20 protein-coding genes and 1 pseudogene are annotated in these 22633 nt (G+C 41.6%); 10 read left to right on the top strand and 11 right to left on the bottom strand.

What is annotated here, in order from left to right; genetic code table 11:
• Positions 1-9 precede the first annotated feature (9 nt).
• From rlmD to mazG, 3 genes are read left to right on the top strand one after another with little or no spacing between them, the layout of a single operon-like run.
• Positions 10-1326, top strand: a complete 1317-nt coding sequence (gene rlmD / locus OO184_RS02960) for a 23S rRNA (uracil(1939)-C(5))-methyltransferase RlmD (protein ID WP_265377907.1) — start codon at positions 10-12, stop codon at positions 1324-1326.
• Between the two features lie 41 nt (positions 1327-1367).
• Positions 1368-3599 (top strand): GTP diphosphokinase, encoded by a 2232-nt coding sequence (gene relA / locus OO184_RS02965; RefSeq protein WP_265377908.1) that lies wholly within the window; start codon positions 1368-1370, stop codon positions 3597-3599.
• A gap of 29 nt (positions 3600-3628) precedes the next feature.
• Entirely contained in the window at positions 3629-4408 is a 780-nt protein-coding gene (gene mazG, locus OO184_RS02970) for a nucleoside triphosphate pyrophosphohydrolase (RefSeq protein WP_265377909.1), read from the top strand.
• Between the two features lie 206 nt (positions 4409-4614).
• Here mazG and OO184_RS02975 read toward each other — a convergent pair whose 3' ends face one another.
• From OO184_RS02975 to OO184_RS02990, 4 genes are read right to left on the bottom strand one after another with little or no spacing between them, the layout of a single operon-like run.
• Positions 4615-5337, bottom strand: a complete 723-nt coding sequence (locus OO184_RS02975) for an Imm52 family immunity protein (protein WP_265377910.1) — start codon at positions 5335-5337, stop codon at positions 4615-4617.
• Between the two features lie 60 nt (positions 5338-5397).
• Positions 5398-6120, bottom strand: coding sequence for an Imm52 family immunity protein (locus OO184_RS02980; RefSeq protein WP_265377911.1), 723 nt, complete (start codon positions 6118-6120; stop codon positions 5398-5400).
• 13 nt (positions 6121-6133) lie between these two features.
• Complete coding sequence (locus OO184_RS02985) at positions 6134-6736, bottom strand: restriction endonuclease fold toxin 5 domain-containing protein (protein WP_265377912.1); 603 nt, start codon at positions 6734-6736, stop codon at positions 6134-6136.
• A gap of 1 nt (position 6737) precedes the next feature.
• Positions 6738-7085 (bottom strand): hypothetical protein, encoded by a 348-nt coding sequence (locus OO184_RS02990; protein WP_049583255.1) that lies wholly within the window; start codon positions 7083-7085, stop codon positions 6738-6740.
• 331 nt (positions 7086-7416) lie between these two features.
• Between OO184_RS02990 and pyrG the strand changes: the two genes are divergently transcribed.
• The 6 genes from pyrG (at position 7417) to OO184_RS03020 (ending at position 14908) form a co-directional block, all read left to right on the top strand.
• Complete coding sequence (pyrG, locus tag OO184_RS02995; protein ID WP_265377913.1) at positions 7417-9054, top strand: glutamine hydrolyzing CTP synthase; 1638 nt, start codon at positions 7417-7419, stop codon at positions 9052-9054.
• Positions 9055-9126: 72 nt separating this feature from the next.
• Positions 9127-10428 (top strand): phosphopyruvate hydratase, encoded by a 1302-nt coding sequence (gene eno / locus OO184_RS03000; protein WP_265377914.1) that lies wholly within the window; start codon positions 9127-9129, stop codon positions 10426-10428.
• 642 nt (positions 10429-11070) lie between these two features.
• A complete protein-coding gene (locus tag OO184_RS03005) occupies positions 11071-11778 on the top strand; it encodes a hypothetical protein (RefSeq protein WP_265377915.1) in 708 nt (235 codons plus the stop codon).
• A 60-nt stretch (positions 11779-11838) separates the two neighbouring features.
• On the top strand, positions 11839-13020 hold the full coding sequence (locus OO184_RS03010) for a cysteine desulfurase family protein (RefSeq protein WP_265377916.1): 1182 nt from the start codon (positions 11839-11841) through the stop codon (positions 13018-13020).
• Positions 13021-13042: 22 nt separating this feature from the next.
• A complete protein-coding gene (locus OO184_RS03015; protein ID WP_265377917.1) occupies positions 13043-14236 on the top strand; it encodes an MFS transporter in 1194 nt (397 codons plus the stop codon).
• Positions 14237-14698: 462 nt separating this feature from the next.
• Positions 14699-14908, top strand: coding sequence for a helix-turn-helix domain-containing protein (locus OO184_RS03020; RefSeq protein WP_139654790.1), 210 nt, complete (start codon positions 14699-14701; stop codon positions 14906-14908).
• Positions 14909-15240: 332 nt separating this feature from the next.
• On the opposite strand, the gene OO184_RS03025 is transcribed toward OO184_RS03020, so the two are convergent.
• From OO184_RS03025 to OO184_RS03050, 6 genes are all read right to left on the bottom strand, one after another.
• Positions 15241-15963: a helix-turn-helix transcriptional regulator gene (locus tag OO184_RS03025; RefSeq protein WP_265377918.1), complete on the bottom strand. Its 723-nt coding sequence runs from the start codon at positions 15961-15963 to the stop codon at positions 15241-15243.
• Positions 15964-16124: 161 nt separating this feature from the next.
• Positions 16125-16847 carry a helix-turn-helix transcriptional regulator gene (locus OO184_RS03030; protein WP_265377919.1) on the bottom strand — a complete coding sequence of 241 codons (723 nt, stop codon included), beginning with the start codon at positions 16845-16847 and terminating at the stop codon, positions 16125-16127.
• A 51-nt stretch (positions 16848-16898) separates the two neighbouring features.
• Positions 16899-17621 (bottom strand): helix-turn-helix transcriptional regulator, encoded by a 723-nt coding sequence (locus OO184_RS03035; RefSeq protein ID WP_265377920.1) that lies wholly within the window; start codon positions 17619-17621, stop codon positions 16899-16901.
• Positions 17622-17781: 160 nt separating this feature from the next.
• Complete coding sequence (locus OO184_RS03040; protein WP_265377921.1) at positions 17782-18504, bottom strand: helix-turn-helix transcriptional regulator; 723 nt, start codon at positions 18502-18504, stop codon at positions 17782-17784.
• 161 nt (positions 18505-18665) lie between these two features.
• Positions 18666-19388, bottom strand: coding sequence for a helix-turn-helix transcriptional regulator (locus OO184_RS03045; protein WP_265377922.1), 723 nt, complete (start codon positions 19386-19388; stop codon positions 18666-18668).
• Between the two features lie 160 nt (positions 19389-19548).
• Positions 19549-20271: a helix-turn-helix transcriptional regulator gene (locus OO184_RS03050; RefSeq protein WP_265377923.1), complete on the bottom strand. Its 723-nt coding sequence runs from the start codon at positions 20269-20271 to the stop codon at positions 19549-19551.
• A gap of 678 nt (positions 20272-20949) precedes the next feature.
• Between OO184_RS03050 and OO184_RS03055 the strand changes: the two genes are divergently transcribed.
• Entirely contained in the window at positions 20950-22335 is a 1386-nt protein-coding gene (locus OO184_RS03055) for a DASS family sodium-coupled anion symporter (RefSeq protein WP_265377924.1), read from the top strand.
• A gap of 39 nt (positions 22336-22374) precedes the next feature.
• Here the strand turns inward: OO184_RS03055 and OO184_RS03060 are convergent.
• Positions 22375-22482, bottom strand: a pseudogene (locus OO184_RS03060) (IS1 family transposase); the annotation flags it as partial.
• Positions 22483-22633: the final 151 nt, after the last annotated feature.

The following is a 22633-nucleotide window of genomic DNA, read 5'->3' on the forward strand; positions in this document are numbered from 1 at the left end:
GTAAGAATCATGGTGCAATTTTATTCCCCCAATCGCCGAACAGTAAATCGACATATCATCACAGTCACTGCTGATAATCTGGATGCCCACGGGCAGGGCGTAGCTCGCCATCAGGGTAAAACTATTTTTGTCGCCGGATTATTGCCCGGTGAACAAGCACAGGTACAACTAACGGAAGAGAAGCGTCAGTTTGCAAAAGCAAAGTTGGTTAAGCGTCTATCTGATAGTCCATATCGTGTAAATCCTCGTTGCCCGCATTTTGGAGTATGTGGCGGTTGTCAGCAACAACATGTTGCATCTGATTTACAACGTGAGAGTAAAGCCAGCGTCCTCGAACATCTGATTAGACGGGAAACCGGTGTAACGGTTTCTGCCAAGCCGGTGATTCTTGGTCCCGAATATGGTTATCGGCGCCGGGCAAGGCTTGGTTTACATTATCAAGTAAAACAGCGCCAACTGGTGATGGGATTTCGTCAAAATCAATCCAATGAATTAGTTGCTATAAAAGAGTGCCCTGTTTTGCGGCCTGAATTGGAACAGTTATTGCAGCCATTATCTCAGTGTCTGAATAACTTGAAAGCAGTGAAACGGTTAGGGCATGTGGAATTGGTGCTAGCAGATAATGGTCCATTGATAGTGTTGCGCCATCTTGATCCCTTGAAACGGGAAGATAAAGAGAAGCTATGCACGTTTTCTGTGCAACATAACGTTGCTGTTTACTTGGCGGCGGATGAAACCTCACTTGAACCACTGAATGAACCGCCGGAACCTTGGTATCAGGTTGGTGGCTTAAAATTGGTTTTTAGTCCAAGAGATTTTATTCAGGTTAACGATCAGGTGAATCAACAAATGGTTGCTCAGGCGATAGAGTGGCTTGATTTACAATCGAATGACCGGGTGCTCGATCTGTTCTGTGGAATGGGGAATTTTACCTTACCTATTGGTCGCGTAGTGCAATCTGTGGTCGGAGTTGAAGGGGTTGCCACGCTGGTGGCTAATGGGCAATATAATGCCAGATTAAATAATTTGGATAACATATCTTTCTGCCATGAGAACCTGGAAGCTGACATACATCATCAACCCTGGGCGAAACTGGGGTTTAACAAGGTTTTATTAGATCCGGCGCGTGCTGGTGCGGCAGGCGTCATGTCACACATTGTTGAGTTAGCCCCGGAAAAAGTGGTCTACGTCTCTTGTAATCCAACAACATTGGCGAGAGACAGTAAGATTCTGCTTGAGGCTGGCTATCGAATTATCAGTGTGCGGATGCTGGATATGTTTCCGCATACAGGTCATCTGGAGTCAATGGCGCTATTTAGTCGTTAGATTGTGGTTGGGTAGAAGCTATGAAGTAGTCGGGAGAGATTATGGTTGCGGTAAGAAGTGCTCATTTAACCCCTGCGGGAGAGTTTGCAGTAAACAGGTGGATCGCTAGTTTAAATGTAGCGAATCTTCAATTGGGTGAAAAATTAGCCGAAACCTGGCGTTATTGTCATGAAAAAGCGCAAAATCATCCTGATGCAGAACTTCTGTTATGGCGTGGCGTAGAGATGGTTGAGATCCTCTCCACGTTAAGTATGGATAGTGACAGTATGCGTGCCGCGCTACTGTTCCCGTTGGTGGATGCGAAATTACTCGACGATCAAACCGTCACCGAGGCATTTGGTAGTGTAATTACCAATCTGGTGAAAGGCGTTATGGAAATGGATGCTATTCGCCAGTTAAAAGCCACTCATCACGATTCAATCTGCTCTGTACAGGTTGATAATGTCCGCCGGATGCTACTGGCAATGGTGGAAGATTTTCGTTGTGTCATTATCAAATTGGCAGAGCGGATTGCCCATTTGCGGGAAGTTAAAGAGGCGACTGAAGATGAGCGCGTACTGGCTGCGAAAGAGTGTTCCAATATTTATGCGCCGCTCGCTAACCGACTAGGCATTGGTCAACTGAAATGGGAACTTGAGGATTATTGCTTCCGTTATCTCCATCCTGATGAATATAAAAAAATTGCGAAATTACTGCATGAGCGCCGCATTGATCGTGAGCAGTATATTGATCACTTTGTCAATACATTACGTAAGCATATGCTCAAGGAGGGCGTCGTTACTGAAATATACGGGCGGCCTAAACATATCTACAGCATCTGGCGCAAAATGCAGAAAAAATCACTGGCATTTGATGAGCTGTTTGATGTTCGGGCTGTGCGGATTGTGGTTGAACGTTTGCAGGATTGTTACGCGGCACTGGGGATAGTACATACTCACTATCGTCATTTGCCGGATGAATTTGATGATTACGTGGCTAACCCGAAGCCGAATGGCTATCAATCCATTCATACCGTCGTGCTTGGGCCGAGTGGTAAGACATTGGAAATTCAGATCCGTACCCGTCAGATGCATGAAGATGCAGAATTGGGCATAGCCGCCCACTGGAAATATAAAGAGGGGGCAGTGGCGGGCAGTCGTGCTGGATATGAAGGACGCATTGCATGGCTGCGTAAACTGATCGCATGGCAGGAAGAGATGGCTGATTCTGGTGAGATGCTGGATGAAGTTCGCAGCCAAGTGTTTGATGATCGGGTATATGTATTTACACCGAAAGGTGATGTTATTGATCTACCTACCGGTTCTACGCCGCTGGATTTTGCCTACCATATTCACAGTGATGTGGGGCATCGTTGTATTGGGGCGAAAATCAGTGGCCGCATTGTGCCATTCAGCTACCAATTGCAAATGGGCGATCAGATTGAAATCATCACACAGAAACACCCGAATCCAAGTCGTGATTGGTTAAATCCAAACTTGGGCTATGTCACTACAAGCCGCGGTCGGGCGAAAATCCATAACTGGTTCCGCAAACAGGATCGGGATAAAAACATTATCGCTGGTCGTCAGATGCTGGATAACGAACTGGAACACTTGGATATCAGCCTAAAAGAGGCGGAAAAGTTACTCATTGCGCGTTATAACGTCCATACACTTGATGAAGTACTGGCGGGAATTGGGGTTGGTGATATCCGTATTAACCAGTTGGTCAATTTCTTACAAAGTAAACTCAAAAAAACCACCGCAGAGGATGCAGATCGGGAAGCGCTTCGCAATTTAGAGAGTAAATCACATCCACAGCGTAGTTCTACTAAAGACGATGGGCGGATTGTGGTAGAAGGTGTGGGTAATTTAATGCATCACATTGCTCGTTGCTGCCAACCAATTCCTGGCGATGAGATTGTCGGCTTTATTACGCGTGGCCGAGGGATCTCTATCCACTGGGTTGATTGTGAACAGTTGGCGGAGTTGCAGGCAAGTGCGCCTGAAAGGGTGGTGGATGCGGTTTGGGGTGAAAGCTATTCCAGCGGTTACTCACTGATTGTGCGTGTGGTTGCGAATGATCGCAGTGGATTACTGCGAGATATCACCACGATTCTGGCGAATGAAAAGGTGAATGTACTTGGGGTGAGTAGCCGCAGTGATGTCAAACAGCAGATTGCTACCATCGATATGAATATTGAGATTTATAACCTGCAAGTACTGGGGCGGATTTTGGCGAAAACCAATCAGTTGCCGGATGTTATTGAAGCCAAACGTCTTCATGGCAACTGACTGTAGCCAACAAAGAGGCAACTTGAAAGATGACGGGTATAAAACGGTTATTAGAGATTATGGCGCAATTGCGCCATCCTCAACAGGGATGTCCTTGGGACAAACAACAGACATTCAAAACCATCGCACCTTATACATTGGAAGAGACTTATGAAGTCATTGATGCCATTGAACGGGGCGATTTTTCTGATCTAAAAGAAGAATTGGGCGATCTGTTATTTCAGGTGGTGTTTTATGCTGAAATGGGCAAAGAGCAACAGTTGTTTGATTTTGATGATATCTGTCATGCGATTAGCGATAAGCTGGAGCGCCGCCATCCACATATTTTCGGTCAGCAGCAGGATATCAACAGTGATGTAGCTATCAATGGTTGGGAAAAACATAAGGCGCAGGAAAGAGCGCAAAAAGATCTACATTCGGTCCTTGATGACATTCCGGCAAGTCTGCCGGCATTGATGAAAGCGTATAAAATACAGAAGCGCTGTGCAGCGGTTGGTTTTGACTGGGATACTTTGGGTCCAGTGCTGGACAAAGTTTACGAAGAGATCGACGAAGTGATGGATGAGGCTCATCAGGCGGTTGTTGATGAACAGCACCTGGAAGAGGAGATTGGCGATTTATTGTTTGCCGTTGTGAACTTATCCCGCCATCTCGGATACAAACCGGAAATTGCATTGCAAAAAGCATGCAATAAGTTTGAGAACCGATTTAGAGAAGTAGAAAAGCTGATCCTGAACCAAGGCCACACCTTGGAAGCGGCGACATTGGAAGAAATGGAACAAATGTGGCAACAGGTTAAGAAGCAGTAACCGGAAAGAATGGCCGGGAAGCTGAAATTTTCCTTCCAGAATGCTAATTGAGAGCAGAGCGAACTTTTGGTATTAAGGAGGGAAAGGGATGGCAAACAGCCCAAGAGGGCTGTTATCAACGCGAGAAAAGCGGAAACAGAAAGCGGCGCTAATTCACGAAAAGATATCAAAGGAATGATGAAGAATAGAAAATTATCTCGTTGCCGTTAAACCTCAGTAATTAATGGCAGTAATCCCAGATTTACCAACTGAATTTCAACATCATTGGCTTTATCAATATCGTCCTGATTTTCGCCGTCAAAAATGCCTTTTTTGGTGATGATTAATGTCCCCAATTGCTCTTTATCATTGGCAATAGGCAAGATTTCATCTGCCATTGGTAACAATGAGGGGTCTATAACGAAGGGTAAATAAATCATCCAACCTGCACTTAACCTGTCGGGAAATACCTGATTTCGTTTCAAGGTATAGCCGTTAGTTTCCACCATAATGTAGGGGGAATTACGGCTGAAAACCAAAAAGGTAATAAAATCAATCAACCGTGAAAACTGAAACTCCTTTTCGTCAATATTAAGATCTATTGTTATTTCAGTTTGTCCTAACCTGTCACTACGATAGTTCTCATAGAATAGGGAACAGGCAAGCTCATCATCTTCACCATCCCAAATACTTTTTCCTATAAAAGGAAAATTTTTTTTGTAATTTTTTTCAAACACTTGAAACGCTTTTTCTGTCGGGAGGTTCTCTTCAAAAACAAGGTGTTCTAATGCTTCTTTACGAGTATGACCAGTCAAATACCAAGTCTTATGACGGCTAAAAAAGTGATCGATTTGTTGAGTAATTCGATATAAATCAGCTAATACTATTTGTGGAGTCAAGGGTTCTTGCCGGTCAAAATATAGCTTTATTTCTGGTGATAAAATAGCCATGTATTACCTCAGATTATCTAAATAAGGGAGTATGAAATTCCTACCTGATAAGGGTAGCGACTAAACCTCAGTAATTAATGGTAGTAATCCCAGATTTAACAACTGAATTTCAACATCATTGGCTTTATCAATATCGTCCTGATTTTCGCCGTCAAAAATGCCTTTTTTGGTGATGATTAATGTCCCCAATTGCTCTTTATCATTGGCAATAGGCAAGATTTCATCTGCCATTGGTAACAATGAGGGGTCTATAACGAAGGGTAAATAAATCATCCAACCTGCACTTAACCTGTCGGGAAATACCTGATTTCGTTTCAAGGTATAGCCGTTAGTTTCCACCATAATGTAGGGGGAATTACGGCTGAAAACCAAAAAGGTAATAAAATCAATCAACCGTGAAAATTGAAACTCCTTTTCGTCAATATTGAGATCCATTCTTACCTTAATTTGCCCTAACCTGTCTCTACGATAGTTTTCATAAAATAGGGAACAGGCAAGATCATCATCTTCGCCATCCCAGATTTTTTTTCCTATAAAAGGGAAATCTTCTTTGTAACTTTTTTCAAACAATCGAAACGCTTTTTCCGTCGGGTGGTTCTCTTCAAAAACACGGTGTTCCAATGCTTCTTTATGAGTATGACCTGTTAAATACCAAGTTTTATGACGCCCGAAGAATAGGTCAATCCGCTGTGTTATTTTATATAAATCAGCAAGTACTGCTTGGGGAGTCAAGGGTTCTTGCCGGTCAAAATATAGCTTTATTTCTGGTGATAAAATAGTCATATGTTGTCTCGCATTATCTGAGTAAGGGGGTGTGAAATACTTTAATATTGAAATATTCAGCAAATTCCTGTGAGTAGTAAGCGGCGCTTACAGGCTCCATAAAATGCCAGTGAGAACGTGGAATATCACTCAATGAGGCGCACACGTCTTGTTGTCGCCTACCTTGCTTTTTCATGGATTCATCACCTGTCCACCATATCACTGGCTTTCCCTTCCTAAAAAACTGATCATACTTAGCTTTGGATTCTAGAAACAGGCACCATTCTGGGCGCCAGCCATCAAAACTCACGCCTAAGCATTCCCAAACTTGTATAAGTTTGGCGTCAGGTTTGTAAATGGTTTTAGCTATTTGGAGTTGATAATCAAGGGTAATCTGCGAATATGGACTGGTACTCTCCCAGCTAGAACTTACTTTCTCAGTCGCTGGACACACCTTGCATTCTTCCCTTGCTGTACTGATTTCATCTGTTTGGGCTAGCGATTCCTCTTTTTCATCCTCTTTTGTCATCTCCTCAACACCGAGGCCAACCCCAACGCCGACTAATATGCCCGCAAGGGCTGATGCCGCATATTCGGCAGCAGTCAGGGCTACCGGAACTAACAGAGGTAAAGGCATGTTAATTTCTCCTTTTCAATAAGTTATCTGTTATCCTCAGAATATCTTTGTATTGTTGTTCCGGGTTTTCTCCTGTTTCAAGGGCATTTTTGATTTCTGGCGCATCATGGAAATTAAGATTGAAGGCGGTTAAATAAAGGTATGATTTAATAAGCTTTTTATTTCTAAATCCTAGGTCGTCGATTAGATATCGATATGCCTCTCTCAGTCGCTTATGCAAATTTTTCTCATCCTCATGCACAACCAAGTCGGCATGTTTTGACAAAATGCATTGCTTGATTTTTTCAATATAAACATTGTCCCCTGCATCAATAATTTTATCGAATTGTTCCTGAGTCAGTATAATCATGGTATCGCTCCTTAACTCATAAGCTACTATTACCTATATTGGGCCTTTTATCTGAGTGCAATTTAGCTGAAATGATTGTATTGCGAACAATCATACTGTTTTTTAATCAATTAAGGCAATAAATTCATTCGAAATTGAGAAGAGGCAATAACGATTGGCTTCATGAAAAATGAAGTTTGTGTCTGTACACATGTCTACATTGAAAATGCTGTGGAGGGGAAAAATACCTTATTTTCGTGCAGATTATTTGTAGCGAATTTAAGGTTCGGGTATACTGCTTTCCCGTCCTGTTATATCCATCATCTTTTAAACCTAAACTTTCAGGTTCAGCATGAAAACTAATTATATTTTTGTGACCGGCGGGGTCGTATCCTCTCTGGGTAAAGGCATTGCCGCAGCCTCTTTGGCGGCTATACTCGAAGCCCGCGGACTCAATGTCACTATTATGAAACTGGACCCGTACATCAATGTCGATCCAGGTACGATGAGCCCAATTCAACACGGGGAGGTTTTCGTTACCGAAGACGGTGCTGAAACTGATCTCGATTTAGGTCATTATGAGCGTTTCATCCGTACTAAAATGACTCGCCGCAATAACTTTACGACGGGGCGGGTTTATTCCGAAGTGCTGCGCAAAGAGCGCCGTGGCGACTATTTGGGGGCGACCGTTCAAGTTATTCCTCACATCACCAATGAAATTAAAGATCGCATCATCAGCGGTGGTGAAGGTCATGATGTGGTGTTGGTGGAAGTTGGCGGTACTGTCGGTGATATCGAATCGTTGCCATTCCTTGAAGCTATTCGTCAAATGGCAGTAGAAGTTGGTCGTGAACACACGTTATATCTGCACCTGACGCTGGTGCCTTATCTGGCAGCGGCTGGCGAAGTCAAAACTAAACCGACTCAACATTCGGTAAAAGAACTGCTTTCTATCGGTATTCAACCAGATATTCTGATTTGTCGTTCAGATCGCGTCATCCCTGCTAATGAACGTGCAAAAATTGCTCTTTTCTGTAATGTGCCGGAAAAAGCGGTTATCTCCCTAAAAGACGTTGATTCCATTTATAAAATCCCAGGGCTATTGAAATCTCAAGGCTTAGATGATTATATTTGTAAACGATTCAGCCTTGATTGCCCGGAAGCAAACTTGTCCGAATGGGAACAGGTCATTTACGAAGAAGCTAATCCTTCCGGTGAAATCACGATTGGGATGGTGGGTAAATACGTTGAATTGCCTGATGCGTACAAATCCGTGATTGAGGCATTGAAGCACGGTGGATTGAAAAATCGTCTGACGGTGAATATCAAGCTGATTGATTCCCAAGATGTTGAAACTCGTGGCGTTGAATTATTGAAGGGACTGGATGCGATTCTGGTTCCTGGTGGTTTCGGTGGTCGTGGTGTGGAAGGCAAAATCACGACAGCCCGTTATGCTCGTGAGAATAAAATCCCTTATCTGGGGATCTGTCTCGGCATGCAGGTAGCATTGATTGAGTTTTCTCGTCATGTTGCGGGCTTGGAAAAAGCCAGCTCAACAGAATTTGAACCTGATTGCCGGTTCCCGGTTGTTGGGCTGATCACCGAATGGCGTGATGAAGACGGTAATTTAGAAGTGCGTAGCGAAGAGAGTGATCTTGGTGGAACGATGCGTGTAGGTGGTCAGCCATGCCACCTGACAAAAGATAGCTTGGTGCGCGCCTTGTATGGGACGGATACGATTGTTGAGCGTCATCGTCATCGCTATGAAGTGAATAATTTACTGTTGAAACGTATTGAAAATGCTGGTCTGCGGGTAGCGGGTCGTTCAGTAGACCATAAATTAGTAGAAATTATTGAGATCCCAGACCATCCTTGGTTCGTGGCTTGTCAGTTCCACCCAGAATTTACTTCCACTCCTCGTGATGGTCATCCATTGTTTACTGGTTTTGTTAAAGCTGCCGGTAAATATCAGAAAGGCCAGCTCAAATAAGATGTGCAGTGAGTGACGGTATGAACTATTCCGTCACTTACCTGAAATGTAACTTGTACTGAGGAAAACCTAATGTCCAAAATCGTTAAAGTGATCGGTCGTGAAATCATTGACTCCCGTGGTAATCCAACCGTAGAGGCAGAAGTGCATCTGGAAGGGGGATTTGTGGGTTTAGCGGCTGCGCCCTCTGGCGCATCTACCGGTTCTCGCGAAGCGTTGGAACTGCGTGACGGTGACAAATCCCGTTTTATGGGTAAAGGTGTATTGAAAGCTGTTGATGCAGTAAATGGCCCGATTGCACAGGCAGTTATCGGTCAGGATGCTAAAGATCAGGCTAACATCGACAAAATCATGATCGACCTGGATGGTACTGAAAATAAATCCCAATTCGGTGCTAACGCGATTCTGGCGGTTTCTCTGGCTAACGCTAAAGCAGCAGCAGCAGCGAAAGGCATGCCGTTGTACGAGCACATTGCTGAATTGAATGGCACTCCGGGTAAATTCTCTATGCCGTTGCCGATGATGAACATCATCAATGGTGGTGAGCATGCGGATAACAACGTTGATATTCAGGAGTTTATGATTCAGCCGGTTGGTGCAAAAACGCTGAAAGAGGCGGTTCGTATTGGCTCTGAAGTTTTCCATAGCTTGGCTAAGGTTCTGAAAGCGAAAGGCATGAGCACTGCGGTTGGTGACGAAGGGGGCTATGCGCCTAACTTGGAATCTAACGCGGCTGCACTGGCTGCTATCAAAGAAGCGATAGAACAAGCCGGTTATGTTTTGGGCAAAGATGTCACTTTGGCTATGGATTGTGCCGCTTCTGAATTCTACAACTCAGAAACGGGTAACTACGAGCTGAAAGGCGAAGGTAAAACTTTCACCTCTCAAGAGTTCACTCACTACCTGGAAGATTTGACCAGAAAGTACCCGATTGTTTCTATCGAAGATGGATTGAATGAATCTGACTGGGAAGGCTTTGCTTACCAGACAAAAGTATTGGGCGAGAAAATCCAATTGGTTGGCGACGACCTGTTTGTTACCAATACTAAGATCCTGAAAGAAGGTATTGAGAAAGGCATTGCTAACTCCATTCTGATTAAATTCAACCAGATTGGTTCTCTGACGGAAACACTGGCCGCGATTAAAATGGCAAAAGACGCAGGTTACACGGCGGTAATCTCTCATCGTTCTGGTGAAACTGAAGATGCGACTATTGCTGATCTGGCCGTAGGTACTGCCGCAGGGCAAATCAAAACCGGTTCTATGAGCCGTTCTGATCGCGTTGCTAAATATAACCAGTTGATCCGGATTGAAGAAGCTTTGGGTAACCGCGCTCCTTTTTATGGCCTGAAAGAAGTAAAAGGTCAGGCTTAATAGGTAATTAAGTATTAATATTAAATCGGAGGGGTAAAACCCTCCTTAATGCCTTAATAAATATATTTGTTAAGGCATTATAGATTATTGATAATTTTTCATAAGGGTAATAACCCGATAATTTCTATAACGTCAATTATCTCAGCCGAATCTCCCTCCTCCTTTGCACTGAGAAGATTTACCTTGATATAACGGATTTTAGTTAGCTGTCTCAACAACAGTTCGGACATATCCATACTTGGCGACTGGATTTTGTATTAGTGTGACAGATATTACCCGGTAAATTGAGAGCGGGATGATGTCCGATAGCTGAGACTCAGAGCTACGGCTGCAAGGTCAAAAAGAAAAAATGTTTAAACAAAGACGAAGATCTATTTTTTAATAAAAAAGACACGTTAACCTTTACCCAGTACCCAGCTTTTTTATGGCAATTATACCTTTGCCTAATATCAGACATACTTATTTCATAACCGGGCTTGCAAGAGAAAAAGGTATTTAGTGTATGTGAAATGATAAAGATCGACTTATTTTCTATGCGTTATATCAACCACTCTTTAAGAACGCCCCCGATCCAAAAATTAATGGATTCTGGAGGTCCATTCTTATACGTACGATCCATTTTGGAAAAGGATATTGATGAAAATGAATCAGCGAGAAACTAACGTAAGCATACTAGCAGGGAATTCTCGAGTTTATCTTAATAAGGATAGCGAGATAGTTGTTGAGGCTCAGTTGAAAGCCTTTGAGGCTGCTTTGATGTTTGCCAAGCGAAGCCAAGATGAATGTGGTCAATTACCGAGGATATCCGTGGCATTCGATCATCATGGGATATTCCGCCTCCAGTTCCTGATAGAGAACCTCACCAATTCTCAAAAACGGAACCCCCGTTTGAGTCATCTCCACGCCTCGATCAGGAATATCTTCTCGCCCGTAACAGAAAAATATCAGATTCCGCTCAGCGAAATACGTGTTATTCACGAAGATTCAGCCAGGCAGCACCTTGTCCACATCTTAGACTCTGGAGAAATACCCGAAATCATCACACGGAGGATGGTGTCCAAAAACCTCGCTGACGGCAAACCGCTGACATCAGATGCTTCTTACGAAGAGCCGACTCAGAAACTCACCTGTGCGGCAATTACGAAGGAATATTTTGAGAAAGCCGCAGGTGATCACAAAGGTTCAGACGCTATTCTGGAGGTGTTCTTTGAGGATTGCGCTTGGTCGAGAGCTTTGGCATATGTGCGTGGGCTACAACTCAGCCATATGCTCGGTGTTTCAACTGCCATTCGTCTTAATCTGGTTAATGAAGAAGGGGAGGTGAGTAAAGGCGATGTAGTTACTGCCTAGCAGATAATAGTCAAGATAATAAAAAAATAATTTCATCTTTGTTTGTTAAGGGGGAAAATTATGTACAACTTAACTCGGCCGATATATTTGGATAACAATGCTACAACGCCATTAGATCCCGATGTGCTTCAAACTATGATGCCCTATTTTACCTGCGCTTATGGAAATGCTGCCAGTAATAACCATGTATTTGGGTGGAAAGCGATGGAAGCTGTTGATAATGCAAGAAAAGTGATATCAACATCGATAAATGCGATGAGTCATTCCGATATTATATTCACGTCTGGCTCCACCGAGTCGAACAATCTTGCAATCATGGGCCTTCAACATCGGGGCAAAAAAGGGCATGTCATCACATCGACAATTGAGCATAAGGCGGTTCTTGATTGTTGTAGTAAGCTCGAATCAATGGGAACCGAGGTAACCTATTTACCGCCGCAAAGCGACGGCATCGTATCCCCAGACTTAATATCTCGAGCAATAAGAGATGATACCTATCTCGTTTCGATTATGGCCGCTAACAACGAGATTGGTTCAATACAAAAAATTGAAGAGATAGGCGCGATCTGTAAAGAACGTGATATTCCTTTTCATACAGATGCCACGCAAGCGCTCGGCAAAATAAAATTTGATGTACAACGCATGAATATAAGCCTTGCCTCATTTTCAGCGCACAAAATATATGGACCAAAGGGGATCGGCGCACTTTATATTGATTCACGCAATAAGAATATAACACTCGCTCCTCTTATTGTTGGAGGGGGACATGAGCGAGGCTTACGCTCTGGAACTCTTAACGTCCCGGGGATAGTAGGCTTCGGGCGTGCCGTCGAACTGTCTGTTAAAAACTTGCCTGATGAGTCGATGAGGTTACGTTATTTACGGGATTTGCTTCGATTGTATATTATCGAGAATGTAGCTGATGTTCGGATAAACGGCCATCTTACCGAATGCCTTCCCGGTCTGTTAAATGTCTCCTTTAACGGTTTGGATGCTGACTCGCTTTTGCTGGAGCTTTCCGAGGTTGCGTTGTCTTCTGGGTCTGCATGCACATCCGCTAACAGAGCTCCATCACATGTACTGAAGGCAATAGGGCTCAGTGATGCTCAGGCTCAAGCCAGTGTGCGCTTCGGACTGGGCAGATTTAATAATGAGGACGAGATACGGTATGTTTGTCTCCGTCTACAAAAAGCGGTGAATAAACTGAGGTCGATGGCGCCAAAGCCATTCGGCGTCTTGTAATAATTAAGATGGAGTTTGACTCATGCGAACAATGTCGGCACTTTTTCTCCTGTTCGGAACCCTATTCACTGCGGGGGGATATGGCGCCACCTTTCTTATTTCCGCGTATTTTCGGTCACAAGGGGGGAGTGACATTGATACTGGGACGACCCTTAGCGTGGCCTTGGTCGGTACCCTGATTGGCGTTCCTTTGGTGGGATGGTTTGCCGGGCAACTGGAAGCGTCACGCCTTGCAGCCCTCGCGGCATTGGCGATGTCTTGTGGTTATCTTCTTTTAGGCGGTTTCAGTGGTGAACTGAGTTACATCCCGCGTATCGCGGCGTTCTTGATTGGACTCGGTTGGGGAATGTTCTATATCAGTGGGCCTATGGCATTGTCGGAACGTGTCACTGACGCTGACAGGGGGCACTGGTTTACTCGTTTCAGCGCGTTTCAAATGGCTGGGATTTGCGGCAGTCCCATCCTCCTCGCCGCCGCGGTTGAACAAGCAGGAGTGCCCATCCGCATAACATTTCTCTTTGTTGGTGTTATTGGCATCTTCGCCTCACTACTTCTGGCGACCTTTGGGATCAAGGAACCGCATGGTCAACGGGAGTTATCACTGAGACCTTGGGTGAAAAAAATAACCAAGATTGCTGCCAGTAGTGCGATCCGTCCCATTGTGATGGTGGGCTTGGGGGGCTGCGTATTCTCTGGAATGATGTCGTTTCAGAGTTCGCTGGTCGAAGGGACTCGAGCAAATGCAAGTACATTCTTTGCTGTACATGCAGCGACCGTGGTTGTAGCGCGGCTTTTGTTGGCCCGCCATTTATCGACGATGCCCCGTATCCCGTTAGTCACCGCGCTGATGTTATTCTTAATCATGGGTATTCTGGCCCTGTTAGGCATACCCGTTAATCCTATGTTCCAGATTGCGGCGGCCATGTTAACGGGGATAGGGTATGGATTGGTGTATCCCGTTATTCAAACATGGGCAGTAAACGACTCTGCGCTTGAGAATCGTCATGCTGCCCTCACTTGGTTTGTTGTCGCCTATTTTGTGGGGATATTTGGATTTCCAGCGATAGGCGGATGGATATTAGTTGGCGCCGGTAAGACCTTGTTTATTCTAACTCTAGCTGCAATAGCATCTCTTGAACTTGTGGTGGCGTTGTTGGGAGGGCGGTGGTTTTATCGTATTAAGGACCGGCTAACGGCACAGAATGAAGCACGTTAACGGTCATTCAGCCAGTCGATAATTATCGACTGGCTGATTTGCTGTTGCGTAAGCAATTTTTCGATGGCTATTAAAGTATTTAATTGGCGTCATTCCTCATAATTGAAGCGCTTTTTTAGGACATTCGCTAATGTATTTAATGCGGCTTCCAACATTTCCCAAAACAACTAAACTTTTTAAATATTCTAGTATCCAGAAAAGAACATTGCTTAACAATTAAAGCTCATTTATGACTCTTTAATCGTTAGGCATGACATGTTCCTATTCGGAGAATATTTGGCTGTACTTATTGTCTATTAAGATAGGCAATTAGCCGGGTTTAACATCTTAGAGTGCCTATTTTTTAATATTCCGCACCAGTGCGGACTCAGGGAAAAAGTTGTAACAATATAAAAATATTAATTTGAAGAGAGTATGAATATAGCACCTTGAATAACTAAGCTGAAAGGAGAGGAAGGAATGATTGTAAAAAACGACTGGCACCCGGCTGATATTATTGCAGGGCTTAAAAAACGGGGAACGTCGTTATCTGCTATTTCAAGAGGCGCGGGGCTTGCATCATCCACTTTATCAAATGCTTTGCACCGTCCGTGGCCTAAGGGTGAGCAGCTCATTGCTACTGCTTTAGAATGTGAGCCTTTCGAAATATGGCCAAGTAGATATTCTAAATAAATTAAAATAAACTTCTCGAAAAAAATTGATGAGAAGAGATTAAATGCCTGAAGCTTTTTTTGTGTCTTGTGAAAAGCTTCAGGTATGATCATAGGATTAAAATAGCGTTATTAATGTCACTCCTTGATGTTTGTCATAATTAATTTTTTTGTATCAATTATTTAATCTTTTGTACTATGCTGACACTTCTCTCTCTATTTCTGTTGATTTCACAGATCGCCAGATAGGAGTAGTATTCAAAAATCGGGTAAACCAAAACTTTTTGGGAGGCGAATAGGGTTCTGCCAGGCAGAACCTTAATGGAATAGTGACAATAACGGTATGGCTCATCATTATGACAGAGTTATATAGGGATTAGGATTAATAAATCGGGTCGGGGCGTAGTTATAATACCCCTTACTCTTGCAATATTCTTTTAACTGGCTTAATGAATTTATCCCTATTTTCTGATAAATGATATGTAGCCTGCTTTGTACCGTTCTATATGTGATACCTAATTTTTTAGCTATATCTTTAGCACTGAATGATTGCAACGCAAAAAATACTATATCGAACTCTCTGTCGGTAAATAAATCAGTTGGTTTGCCAAAAGTTAATGACTCTGGATGAATGTTGTTTTCAAAATGATACATGGAATAAATTTCAAGTTTTCTACCGTGTCCTACAACCCCAATACATTTTCCATCCTTCATTAGAGGAGTAACATTGACCAGAAATGGTTGGATTATTTTTTCTCTCCCACCATAAGTTAAAGTGTTTAATACCGGAATGGTTTTTTGACTAATCCTTACATTTTTTTCATTAGCTTGTATAATATCTTCAAACTCAGCCCACGGTGCGGGACATTCACCATCAAGCCTCCCTTCTATATTAAAACCCTTAGGAAGTCCGCTGTAATAAATCATAATATCATTTGCATAGACGAATCGAGATTCGTTGTCTTTTATAGCCCAAAAATCGTTGCTATTTTCCATGTATGATACGAAAGCATCAAAGTTTTCTGAATGAATATCCAGATCTTTATTTACAGAGAAATTCATACTTTTATCTTTCATAATTTCACCTATCATAATTGAACAGTAAAACTGTGATATCTTTCATGTGAAGTATCTCACAAAACCGCCCTTCACGCTGTTAAGCGGGTTTTGGTCGGATCATTAAGGTTCTGTTAGACAGAACCCTAATTGCATAGTGACGACAGCAATGTTGTGCATTATTATACCAGAGGTATATAGGGATTAAGGTTAATAAATCGGGTAGGCGCGTAATTATCGTACCCCTTACCCCGGCAATATTCTTTTAACTGGCTTAATGAATTTATCCCTATTTTCTGATAAATGATATGTAGCCTGCTTTGTACTGTTCTATATGTGATACCTAATTTTCTCGCTATATCTTTAGCACTTAATGATTGCAACGCAAAAAATACTATATCGAACTCTCTATCTGTAAAAATCTCAGTTGGGTTGCCAAATGATAATGATTCAGGAGGTTTATTAGTTTCCATATGATACATTGAAAAAACTTCTAGCTTTCTAGCTCTGCCTACTACGCCAATCGACTCTCCGTTTTTCATTAAAGGCGTGACATCCGCCATAAATGGTTGAATAATTTTATCCCTGCCACCATACATAAATGTAATTAAAGTAGGAATGACTTTTTTTTCCTCCATTACTCTACGATCATTAGATTGAATGATATCAGCAACCTCAGACCAATAAACCGGACACTCACTATCCAGTTTACCTTCAACATTAAACCCTTTGGGTAGTCCGCTATGATGAAGTCCATAATCATTCATATAGATAAATCTCGATTCTTTATCTTTTATATACCAGAACTCATTACAATTCTCCATATATGATATGAAGGCATCAAAACTTTTTGAATGAATATCCAGATCTTTATTTATAGAGAAACTCATGCTTTTATCTTTCATAATTTCACCTATCATAGTTGAACTGTAATAACCTCCATGTGAAGCTCATCATTATGCCAGAGTTATATAGGGATTAGGGTTAATAAATCGGGTAGGCGCATAATTATCGTACCCCTTACCCCTGCAATATTCTCTTAGCTGGCTTAATGAATTTATTCCTATTTTTTGGTAAATAAATTGTAACTTGCTTTGTACCGTTCTATATGAAATACCTAATTTTCTCGCTATATCTTTAGCGTTTAGCGATTGCAAAGCAAAAAATACTATATCGAACTCTCTATCTGTAAAAATCTCAGTTGGGTTGCCAAATGATAATGATTCAGGATACCTGTTGTTTTCAAAATGATACATGGAATAAATTTGAAGTTTTTTACCGTGCCCCACAACCCCAATACATTCTCCATCCTTCATTAGTGGTGTAACATTGACCAAAAATGGTTGGATTATTTTTTCTCTCCCGCCGTAAGTGAAAGTGTTTAGTACCGGAACGGTCTTTTGACTCGTCATTACATTGCCATCATTAGCATGTACAATATCTTCAAGTTCAGACCACGGAGCTGGACACTCACTAACAAGCCTCCCTTCGATATTAAAACCCTTAGGAAGACCGCTGTAATAAATCATAATATCATTGGCATAGACGAATCGATGTTGGTTGTCTTTTATAGCCCAAAAATCGTTGCTGCTTTCCATATATGATATGAAAGCATCAAAGCTTTTTGAATGAACATCCAGATCTTTATTTACAGAGAAACTCATCGTGTTGTCTTTCATAGTCTCACCTATCATGATTGAACTGTAAAACTGTGATAACCTCCATGTGAGGTATCTCACAAAACTGCTTTTCGCGTTGTTAAGCGAGTTTTAGTTGGAGCATAGGGTTCTGTTAGACAGAACCCTAATGGCATAGTGACGACAGCAATGTTGTGCATTGTTATGCCAGAGGTATATAGGGATTAGGGTTAATAAATCGGGTAGGCGCATAATTATCGTACCCCTTACCCCGGCAATATTCTTTTAACTGGTTTAATGAATTTATCCCTATTTTTTGGTAAATAAGTTGTAACCTGCTTTGTACTGTTCTATATGTGATACCTAATTTTTTAGCTATGTCTTTAGCGCTTAATGATTGTAAAGCAAAAAATACTATATCGAATTCTCTGTCAGTAAATAAATCAGTTGGTGTGCCAAGAGTTAATGAGTCAGGATGTCTGTTGTTTTCAAAGTGGTACATGGAATAAATTTGAAGTTTTTTACCGTGCAACACAATCCCAATGCATTTTCCATCCTTCATTAGCGGTGTAACATTGACCAAAAATGGTTGGATTATTTTTTCTTTCCCACCGTAAGTGAAGGTGTTTAGTACCGGAACGGTCTTTTGATTCGTCATTACATTGTTATCGTTAGCTTGTATAATATCTTCAAGCTCAGACCACGGAGCTGGACACTCACCAACAAGCCTTCCTTCTATGCTAAAACCCTTAGGGAGACCGCTATAATAAATCATAATATCATTGGCATAGACGAATCGATGTTCGTTGTCTTTTATAGCCCAAAAATCGTTGCTATTTTCCATATATGATACGAAAGCATCAAAGTTTTCTGAATGAATATCCAGATCTTTATTTACAGAGAAATTCATGCTTTTATCTTTCATAATTTCACCTATCATAATTGAACAGTAAAACTGTGATATCTTTCATGTGAAGTATCTCACAAAACCGCCCTTCACGCTGTTAAGCGGGTTTTGGTCGGATCATTAAGGTTCTGTTAGACAGAACCCTAATTGCATAGTGACGACAGCAATGTTGTGCATTATTATGCCAGAGGTATATAGGGATTAAGGTTAATAAATCGGGTAGGAGCATAGTTATTATATCCCTTACCCCGGCAATATTCTTTTAACTGGCTTAATGAATTTATCCCTATTTTCTGGTAAATGACATGTAGCTTGCTCTGTACAGTTCTATATGTGATACCTAATTTTCTAGCTATGTCTTTGGCGCTTAGCGATTGCAACGCAAAAAATACTATATCGAACTCTCTGTCGGTAAATAAATCAGTTGGTGTGCCAAAAGTTAATGACTCTGGATGAATGTTGTTTTCAAAATGATACATAGAATAAATCTCAAGTTTTTTACCGTGCCCCACAACCCCAATGCATTTTCCATCCTTCATTAGCGGTGTAATGTCAACTAGAAACGGTTGGATTATTTTTTCTTTCCCGCCATAAGTGAAGGTATTTAATACCGGAATGGTTTTTTGACTTGTCCTTACGTTTTTATCATTAGCTTGTATAATATCCTCAAACTCAGACCACGGTGCTGGACACTCACCATCAAGCCTCCCTTCTATATTAAAACCCTTAGGAAGACCGCTGTAATAAATCATAGTATCATTGGCATAGACGAATCGAGATTCGTTGTCTTTTATAACCCAAAAATCATTGCTATTTTCCATATATGATATGAAAGCGTCAAAACTTTTTGAATGAACATCCAGATCTTTATTTACAGAGAAACTCATCGTGTTATCTTTCATAATTTCACCCATTATGATTGAACTGTAAAACCGCGATAACCTCCATGTTAGGTATCCCACAAAACTGCTTTTCGCGTTGTTAAGCGAGTTTTGGTTGGAGCATAAGGTTCTGTTAGGCAGAACCTTAATGGCATAGTGACGACAGAAATGTTGTGCATTGTTATGCCAGAGGTATATAGGGATTAGGGTTAATAAATCGGGTAGGAGCATAATTATCGTACCCCTTACCCCGGCAATATTCTTTTAACTGGCTTAATGAGTTTATCCCTATTTTCTGATAAATGATATGCAGCCTGCTTTGTACCGTTCTATATGTGATACCTAATTTTTTAGCTATATCTTTAGCGCTTAGCGATTGCAAAGCAAAAAATACTATATCGAACTCTCTGTCGGTAAATAAATCAGTTGGTTTGCCAAAAGTTAATGAATCAGGATGTCTGTTGTTCTCAAAGTGGTACATGGAATAAATTTCAAGTTTTCTACCGTGTCCCACAACTCCAATGCATTTTCCATCCTTCATTAGCGGTGTAAGCTCGGCTAAAAATGGCTGGATCATTTTCTCTCTCCCGCCATAGATGAAAGTGTTTAGTACTGGAATGGTCTTTTGACTCATCATTACGTTTCTATCATTGGCTTGTATAATATCTGCAAACTCAGCCCACGGTGCTGGACATTCACTATCAAGTCTGCCTTCTATGTTAAAACCTTTAGGAAGGTCGCTGTAATAAAGAGCAACATCATTCGCATAGACGAATCGAGATTCGTTGTCTTTTATAATCCAAAGATCATTGCTGTTCTCCATGTATGATATGAAAGCATCAAAGCTTTTTGAATGAACATCCAGATCTTTATTTACAGAGAAACTCATCGTGTTATCTTTCATAATTTCATCCATCATGATTAAACTGTAAAGATTTCCATATAAAGCTATCACTTTTACGACATAATGGATAATTATATTTATGAGTTTTGGGGCACCTATTTGGTGCGGATGATTCTACAAAGGGTGAATATCTTCAATATGCTAATATTTTATATTGTGTAAAATTTTCCTTGTTGATTATATTATTTATGAAATATTTCAATATGAAATACGCTGGATGGAGTGTGAGAGAATTTATGCCGTAAGACCTGACTCGTTCAGGTTAGATCATGTGAACTATCGTTTCTCGTACTATCTGAAAGCAAATGACTATATAAACTTTCATTGATTCAAGTAATAAAACTTTCTCTTCATAAAGTTCTCAGTGAAAGATGAGAAAAAATTGGTTTGTCGGTAGTTCGGGAAGGAGAGAATTCATCTATTTTTTATGTCCGAAAACTTACATAAAACGTAGCGCTTTTCTATACCTATAAAGATGTAATAATTTGATATAACAACGAAAATTTGTATAAAATACCGTCTGTTATGATTTAATTGGCTAGTTCTCGCGCTTTAGATCCCAAAATTCAAAAAACAGCATTTGCTTCTTGGAGAAGACTCCTTATATTCACACGCCTTGTATTTTTTAACAATTGTAGCAATGGTGGATCAGATATCACCGGCGCTAATGGAGTCACCATGGATGTTTCTGAATCTTTAACCGCAGCTATAAGGCCAAATTTTTCGAATAAAAAAGGCTTAATTATTCTGGTTGCTGATGTTGTATTACTATTTATTCTACTTAATGCATTACCGTTTGGTGAAAAGGCTAATGCGGGTTTAGCCCTAATGGTATTTGTTGGTGTGTTGTGGCTTACCGAAGCTATCCACGTCACTATTACTGCGTTATGTATTCCAATACTGGCAGTTGGTATGGGATTGATGAATACGGGAGATGCGCTGAAATCTTTTGCTAACCCCATCATCTTTCTGTTTTTTGGTGGTTTTGCTCTGGCAACTGCACTTCACATCCAAGGATTGGACAGACTGATTGCTAACCGTCTGCTGATGATTGCCCGTGGACGTTTGTCTGTAGCGGTGGTGTTGTTGTTTGGTGTGACGGCTGGCCTTTCCATGTGGATAAGTAACACTGCGACTGCCGCGATGATGTTGCCATTAGTCTTGGGTATTTTGTCCAATTTGGATGTGCGTTCTGAGCGTCATACGTTTGTATTTGTGCTGCTGGGGGTGGCTTATAGTGCAAGTATCGGTGGCTTAGGTACTTTGGTGGGAAGCCCGCCAAACGCGATTGCAGCGGCTCAACTGGGTATTGATTTCTTCAATTGGATGAAATTTGGTATTCCTCTGGTTGTTATTTTGATGCCAATGATGATGGGTGTTATGTATCTGATGCTGCGCCCGAATTTGAATCATAAATTCGACATGAAGCTGGAAAAACAGGATTGGACTGGCAAACGTCTGATGACCATGCTGATCTTTCTGTTAACCGTATTTTGCTGGATCTTTAGCACGGTTATCAGTTCTGCCTTAGGGGGCGTGAAAGATCTGGATACCATTATTGCTATCAGTGCTGCTGTTCTGATTGGTATAACGGGGGTGGCGAGTTGGTCTCAGATTCAAAATAATACCGAGTGGGGTGTGTTGATACTGTTTGGCGGTGGTTTGACTTTAAGCGCTATTTTGAAAAACTCAGGCGCTAGTGAAATCATGGCTAATGGTATGGCCGCTACTTTTGGCGCAAGCCACTGGTTTGTGATTATTGTTGCGGTTGCTGCGTTTATTATCTTCCTGACTGAATTTACCAGTAATACAGCTAGCGCAGCTTTGCTGGTACCAATATTCGCAACCGTTGCGGAAGCATTGGGGATGCCAATAATGACGTTGACACTCATTATCGGTTTCGGGGCATCCTGTGCCTTTATGTTGCCGGTTGCTACACCACCTAATGCAATTGTTTTCAGCTCCGGTCATATTAAACAGACTGAAATGGTCAGAGTAGGTATGGTTCTGAATATTGCCAGCATCGCGATCATCTCTCTATTTGCTTGGTTATTCTGGCTGTAACTGAAAATTTACTCATGTCCCTCTGGACACAATAATTATTCAATATCTCCATCGAATATACGATGGGGATATTGTGCCGATGATCCTATCATGCATTCCTACTGATTTTGAGTAGCCTAAAGTCTTACGATTTAGTCGCTTCAATCTAAGGTGAGGTCTGCTGATAAAATAGGTATTTCACGTCAACTTTGATCATCAAGAATTCTCTAATAAATGACAGAATTTTATATGATGATCACCGCATTGAATATATGATCGAAAAAATAATAACAGTAAATTCAAATGATTACGTCAAATA

Source organism: Photorhabdus aballayi (assembly GCF_026153155.1).
In the GTDB taxonomy this organism is placed as follows: Bacteria; Pseudomonadota; Gammaproteobacteria; order Enterobacterales; family Enterobacteriaceae; genus Photorhabdus; species Photorhabdus luminescens.